This window comes from Polynucleobacter sp. 35-46-11, from assembly GCF_002281105.1.
On the sequence record NZ_NCFJ01000124.1, the window covers coordinates 1 to 5956 of the forward strand.

8 protein-coding genes are annotated in these 5956 nt (G+C 45.4%); 6 read left to right on the forward strand and 2 right to left on the reverse strand.

The window, feature by feature from the left end:
• The 4 genes from B7Y67_RS09610 to B7Y67_RS09625 form a co-directional block, all read left to right on the forward strand.
• Nucleotides 1–465, forward strand: a 465-nt coding sequence (locus B7Y67_RS09610) for a hypothetical protein (RefSeq protein WP_293598452.1), incomplete at its 5' end; no start/stop codon positions are given.
• Nucleotides 462–776 (forward strand): hypothetical protein, encoded by a 315-nt coding sequence (locus B7Y67_RS09615; RefSeq protein WP_293598453.1) that lies wholly within the window; start codon nt 462–464, stop codon nt 774–776. The genes B7Y67_RS09610 and B7Y67_RS09615, both read left to right, overlap by 4 nt.
• 47 nt (nt 777–823) lie before the next feature.
• A complete protein-coding gene (locus B7Y67_RS09620; RefSeq protein WP_293598454.1) occupies nt 824–1240 on the forward strand; it encodes a DUF2244 domain-containing protein in 417 nt (138 codons plus the stop codon).
• 22 nt (nt 1241–1262) lie between these two features.
• Complete coding sequence (locus B7Y67_RS09625) at nt 1263–1751, forward strand: copper chaperone PCu(A)C (RefSeq protein ID WP_293598455.1); 489 nt, start codon at nt 1263–1265, stop codon at nt 1749–1751.
• A gap of 96 nt (nt 1752–1847) precedes the next feature.
• Here the strand turns inward: B7Y67_RS09625 and ilvD are convergent, their stop codons facing one another.
• The gene (ilvD, locus tag B7Y67_RS09630; protein WP_293598456.1) at nt 1848–3536 is read right to left on the reverse strand and encodes a dihydroxy-acid dehydratase; all 1689 of its coding nucleotides are present in this window, start codon (nt 3534–3536) and stop codon (nt 1848–1850) included.
• Nucleotides 3537–3765: 229 nt separating this feature from the next.
• Here ilvD and B7Y67_RS09635 point away from each other — a divergent pair, with 229 nt between their 5' ends.
• The gene (locus B7Y67_RS09635) at nt 3766–4392 is read left to right on the forward strand and encodes a response regulator (protein WP_293598457.1); all 627 of its coding nucleotides are present in this window, start codon (nt 3766–3768) and stop codon (nt 4390–4392) included.
• 86 nt (nt 4393–4478) lie between these two features.
• Nucleotides 4479–5531, forward strand: coding sequence for a helix-turn-helix transcriptional regulator (locus tag B7Y67_RS09640; protein ID WP_293598458.1), 1053 nt, complete (start codon nt 4479–4481; stop codon nt 5529–5531).
• Nucleotides 5532–5565: 34 nt separating this feature from the next.
• On the opposite strand, the gene B7Y67_RS09645 is transcribed toward B7Y67_RS09640, so the two are convergent.
• Entirely contained in the window at nt 5566–5904 is a 339-nt protein-coding gene (locus B7Y67_RS09645) for a P-II family nitrogen regulator (protein WP_215303029.1), read from the reverse strand.
• Between the last annotated feature and the right edge of the window lie 52 nt (nt 5905–5956).

The window sequence follows — 5956 nt, forward strand, 5'->3', positions numbered from 1 at the left end:
CCATCGCGTAAGCCAATCGACCGCTACTCCTGTGTAGAACTGATCCGGTATATTTGGATTAATCATTCTTCTAGAAGGGCACTTCTGGTTAAGCTTCCTAAAGACTTATCTTCAGATGACGCCTTGATTCAGGGTTTTGACCATCACTACTTGGGTTATGTTCCCAAGAAGATTGGTAGAAGCTATTTAAAAGACCTGGCCATTTTGTATAAAAAGATTAACGACATTGAAAAATACAAGCTTCAGCTAGGCACCGGTATTTTTGCTTTAATGGGTACAGCTGGTATGAGTGTTTTCTCCAAGAGGGAGCTCAGCAGCCTCTTATCTGAACAGGCTAAATCTTTGCGACCTGTATATGCCATGATTGATGAGAGGCTCGATACACTGAGATCTGAACTGGCTGAAAAAAGAGATATCTTCGTACGTGGCAGCGCCAATAGTTATTACGATAGACTTGCAGCATGAGTAAGTGGCTAAGAAAACTGCCTGGGTATCAAACCTATGAGCCAGGTTTGGAGCGCAAGGTTTTGCTTCAGTTACCCCAATTTACAGTAATGGGTGTTCTAGCAATCTCACTACCTAGCTTGCTGGCAAGATTATTGTTGTCATCTAAAGCGGAGCGAATCATTGATATCTTGGTTATCAGTACAGAGATCTTCTTTCTGAGTATGGTTCTGACTTTAGCCATTGCCGCCTTAATTATCATGCTATCAAAGGGCCCAGCTTATGTGGCAGATGCTTATCCCTTGATAGAGTCTGATAGGCCAGCTGAATGAGTTTTATTTTTTGTTGGAGTTAAAGTAGCAGAATGCAAACTTGGTTGATGAAAAGAAATTGCTCCTTTTCCCCTAAGCAGGTGGGAGGTTTCTACATATCTATTGTGACCTTTTCTCTTTTAGTGGCAGGCTATTTTTATTTGATTGGGGCCTGGATAATTCTCATTTTTACCTCTATTGAGATTCTAGCGGTCACGATTGCTTTATATGTTTATACAAGACATGCATTGGATTACGAAAAGATTACGATTGTCGGCAAGCAGCTCTTATTAGAAAGAAGTTGGGGTGGCAAGATTCAACAGCATGAGTTCAACACTATTTGGACTAAGTTGGTTTATAACGAATCAACGGGAAAAGATTTGGTTTTGAAGACTTCCGCTAAAGAGGTGCCAATTGGTTTTTTTGTTGGTACCAATGGGCGAGAGCAGTTTGGAAAAGAACTTGAGAGATATCTCGGGATTTAAGATTAACTAGGAGGATGTTCGAATGAAACGTAATACATTATTAAATGCTTTACTAGCTACTGTCGTTGGCTTAGGTTTGGCTGCTACTGTACAAGCGCAAAATGCTAAAGTTGGTAGCGTGCAAATTGAAAACGCCTATACGCGTGCTACAGTTCCTGGTCAGCAAGTAGCTGGCGGCTTTATGAAGATTGAAAACAAAGGTGCTGCTGATCAACTTATTTCTGCAAGCTCACCAGTATCAGGTGAAGTTCAGTTGCATGAAATGGCCATGGAAGGCAATGTCATGAAAATGCGCCAAGTGAAAGATATACCAGTGCCAGCAGGTGGTGCAGTGGAATTGAAGCCAGGCGGCTTACATTTAATGTTTATGAATATCAAAGCACCTTTGGCTGCTGGCGAAACTGTCCCAGTTAAACTCAAGTTTGCTAAAGCGGGTGAAGTTGAAGTGAAGATGCCTGTCAATGCGATGGGCAATCCTGCTGGTGGCCACGGCGGAGCGATGAAGCACTAAGCACTCGCTTTTGTAACTTGTAGCAAAGGTATGAAAAAAAGCCCCTAGTTTTACTTAGGGGCTTTTGTTTTACCGCATTGGATTTGTTGTTTGGGATTAATCCAAATTCAGATCCGTTACTGCACCTTTACTTGCAGTGCTGGCGAGGTGAGCATACTTGGCAAGTAAGCCGCGGGTATAACGTGGCTTAGGCTGTACCCAAGCAGCACGTCGCTTAGCAATCTCTTCATCACTCACATTGAGTTGAATGAGTAGCTTATGGGCATCGATCGTCACAGAGTCGCCTTCTTGGATGAGGGCGATAGTGCCACCCACAAATGCTTCAGGAGCAACGTGACCAACCACCATGCCCCAAGTACCGCCAGAGAAGCGTCCGTCAGTAATGAGGCCAACTGTCTCACCTAAACCTTGACCAACGAGGGCAGAGGTAGGGGCAAGCATCTCACGCATACCAGGACCACCTTTAGGGCCTTCGTAACGAATGACCATGACGTCACCGTCTTTGATCTTTTGCGCCATGATGGCCGCCATTGCATCATCCTCAGAGTCAAATACACGAGCAGGGCCGGTAATGGATGGGTTCTTGAGGCCGGTAATCTTGGCAACGCAACCCTCGGGGGAGATGTTGCCCTTCAAAATAGCTAAGTGACCTTGCTTGTACAGTGGGTTATCTAAAGTACGAATGACCTTTTGATCGGCGCGCGGTACCGAGGGAACATCTTTCAATGTTTCAGCGATTGTTTTGCCGGTAATAGTCATGCAATCACCATGCAAGAGTCCGCCATCAAGCAAAATCTTCATGACTTGCGGAATACCGCCAGCTTGGTGAAGGTCAGTTGCCAAATATTGTCCAGAAGGCTTCATATCCACGATGACAGGAACACGCTTACGAATACGTTCGAAGTCATCAATCGTCCAGTCGATCTCAGCAGCACTAGTAATTGCTAGGTAGTGGAGAACAGCATTGGTAGATCCACCAACTGCCATGATCACGCTCACTGCGTTCTCAATGGATTTTTTAGTGATGATGTCACGAGGGCGCAAATTTTTCTTAATAGCCTCAACTAACACAATCGCTGACTCATGAGCGCTGGCAACTTTCTCAGCATCTTCATTGGCCATTGTGGAGGAGTAAGGCAAGCTCATACCTAAAGCCTCAAATGAGGAGCTCATGGTGTTCGCTGTATACATACCACCGCAAGAGCCGCTACCTGGACAGGCGTGTTGTTCAACACCCTTTAAGTCTTCTTCGTTCATACGTCCTGAGGTGAACTCACCAACGGCTTCAAACGCAGAAACGATATTCAGATCCTTGCCTTTGAAATGACCAGGTTTAATTGTTCCGCCATACACATAGATACTTGGTACATTGGTGCGGGCCATTGCCATCATGCCGCCTGGCATATTTTTATCGCAGCCACCGATAACCACAACGCCGTCTTGCCATAATCCATTGACGCAAGTTTCAATACTGTCAGCAATCACCTCACGGGAGATGAGGGAGTACTTCATGCCCTCAGTACCCATGCCGATGCCATCAGACACGGTAGGGGTACCAAACATTTGTGCTTTTGCACCAGCTTCTTCAAGGGCGGTTACCGCAGCGTCTGCCAGTTTTTGCAAACCGCTATTGCAAGGAGTAATGGTCGAATGACCGTTTGCTACGCCAACCATCGGCTTAACAAAATCCTTCTCTTGGTAGCCCATCGCGTAATACATTGAGCGATTGGGTGCACGAGCAACCCCTTCGGTGACATTGCGCGAGCGTTCATTAAGGCGTTTCATGCTGATATTGACTCCAGAAAAGAATTTGTCGAAAAGCTCTATTGTGCCGTGAGACTAGGTGGAACGCAGGGGTTTATGCAGACATTCCTGCCCTGTTTCATAGCTTGCAATAAGCAGATTGTTCTATTGTATTTGGTGATTAAGGCTCAGAATTAGCTTGAGGGCTAATATCCTTAGTAAAAAAGCTGCGGTACATTGCCTCTACCTACTACTTTTTCCTTCAAATTCAATGACTAAAGTTGGCCACATCTACCTAATTGACGACGATGAGTCGATGCGCACCTCTCTGAGCCGAATGCTAAAAGACGTCGGGTATATCGTGGAAGATTTCTCCTCCGCAGTGACATTTCTAGAACATTCAGTTCCAGTAGCGCCCGCAGTCATCCTGCTCGACATGCAAATGCCAGATATGACTGGCCTGGATTTACAGGAGAAATTGGTCCAACTGGGTCGTAAAACCCCGATTGTGTTTGTCAGTGGCCAGAGCCACCCTCATCAAATCGTCAAAAGCCTGAAGCGTGGTGCCGTTGATTTCCTCTTTAAACCCTTCAATTTGGAGGATTTGTTGAAGGCCGTTGCCGATGCCCTGGAGTTTGATAGACGTCAGCTAAAACGCGTTTCCAAAGAGGTGGAAACTAAGAAAGATTATGCTACCCTTACCCCCAGAGAGAGGGAGGTCTGCTTTTGGTTAGTCAAGGGATTGCTTAATAAGGATATTGCCGTCAAACTGGGCACAACTGATGCCACGATTAAGGTTCATAAGGCAAGAGTAATGGATAAGATGAACGTGGAATCAGTTCAGGTATTAGTCGCAAAGTATCTTGAATCTGATTTAGAAAATTTCCAAAACAACTAGCCCTTAGGCTAATTTCCCTAAGCCTATTTCCTGACTATGATTTCTTATTAATTTATTTTGTTATCTAAAGCACTTAAAGTACTTTTGTGAATTCAAACTCTACGCCACCTGAGATTGTCAAAGAAGCCTTTGCAGAGGCTAGGGAAAAGCTGGGTCTCTCCACCAAGGAGCTTGGTGTAAAAGCTTGTTTGTCTACTCGTCAGATTGAGCAAATCGAAAGTGGTGAAATGAGCTCCTTCTACGGAGCTCAAATTAAATTTACCGCCGCTAAAAAAGTGGCAAAGCTACTCAATTTAAGCGATGCGGAGGCATTTGACTTCGGCCCACAGGCCCAAGAGGCGCGCACTTCAAGTTCAGATGATCTGCCTATTGCAGAAGCTAAGTTGGTTCAAGCTCCAAAGCTTGAAGAAGAGAAGCGGGTTCAACCCTTAAGAGTAGTGGCAGCAGAAGAGGTTGCTCAGCCAAAAGAATCAGTAAAAGAGCTAGCAAAAGAAATCCCAGAGCCCGCTAAAAAAGTTCAGGCTACAGAAAATCCATCGCCTAGTGCTGCAGCTGAATCAAAACCTAAATCACAAAAGAACCGCTTTCTTTGGCTCAGCGTGATTGCTGCTACAGTGTTTGCTGTGATCAATTTGCGCCCATTGTTATTTGCGGACAAGCCAGAAGAAATCATTGTTGTTAAGGAGGCAATTGTTGAGCCAGTTCCTGCGGCAACCCCAGCGGAGCCTCCCCCGGTTGCTACAGCCCCTCCGGCAGTTGTTGCCCCAGTGCTTGCGGTTCCCGTTGTCAGTGCTGAGGCATCAACAGCCTGTCCTGCTGAGGAGGGCATCATCAGTTATAAACCAGATGCACCTCGTAAGGCGGCAGAAATGGTTTATGTGCAAGCAAAATCAAAACAAGTTGTCTGCGTAAACGATGCTTCTGGAAAGTTACAAAATAAGATGCTTGAGTCTGGTGTAGGCGCATCTTTTTATGGCAAACCACCATTTAAAGTCCTAACGAGTGACCTTTCTCAGGTGGATATCTTTTTTCAGGGCGCAAAAGTCCGCCTGACTAATTCAAATCACAAAACTCTAGTGTTGGAAGCTGCTGAGGTGGTGACTACGTCGCCTGACCGGACCGACTCTCAGTTGCGCTAACTCACTGGGAGTTAGCATCTTCTGAGGGCAGTGTTTAGACTGCTGAGTCGTTAGTCTCGCCAGTACGAATACGAATAGCCTGCTCAATTGGGCTAACAAAAATTTTGCCATCGCCAATCTTGCCAGTACGTGCTGCTTTAGTAATTGCTTCGATTGCGGAGTCTACGCGATCAGATGCAACGACTACCTCTACTTTTACTTTAGGCAAAAAGTCGACTACATACTCGGCTCCACGATAGAGTTCGGTATGACCTTTTTGACGACCAAAGCCTTTAACTTCAGTAACAGTGAGTCCGGTAACGCCTACTTCAGCTAAGGCTTCACGAACTTCGTCAAGTTTGAACGGCTTAATAATGGATGTGATTAGCTTCATATATTCCCCTTAATACAGTAATCATACCTAGAACTGAAAACCAATGCCCAGT

Coding starts and splice junctions, on each gene's coding strand:
- B7Y67_RS09625 (WP_293598455.1), top strand. CDS start 1,263: ATGAAACGTAATACATTATTAAATGCTTTACTAGCTACTGTCGTTGGC.
- B7Y67_RS09615 (WP_293598453.1), top strand. CDS start 462: ATGAGTAAGTGGCTAAGAAAACTGCCTGGGTATCAAACCTATGAGCCA.
- B7Y67_RS09635 (WP_293598457.1), top strand. CDS start 3,766: ATGACTAAAGTTGGCCACATCTACCTAATTGACGACGATGAGTCGATG.
- B7Y67_RS09620 (WP_293598454.1), top strand. CDS start 824: ATGAAAAGAAATTGCTCCTTTTCCCCTAAGCAGGTGGGAGGTTTCTAC.
- ilvD (WP_293598456.1), bottom strand. CDS start 3,536: ATGAAACGCCTTAATGAACGCTCGCGCAATGTCACCGAAGGGGTTGCT.
- B7Y67_RS09645 (WP_215303029.1), bottom strand. CDS start 5,904: ATGAAGCTAATCACATCCATTATTAAGCCGTTCAAACTTGACGAAGTT.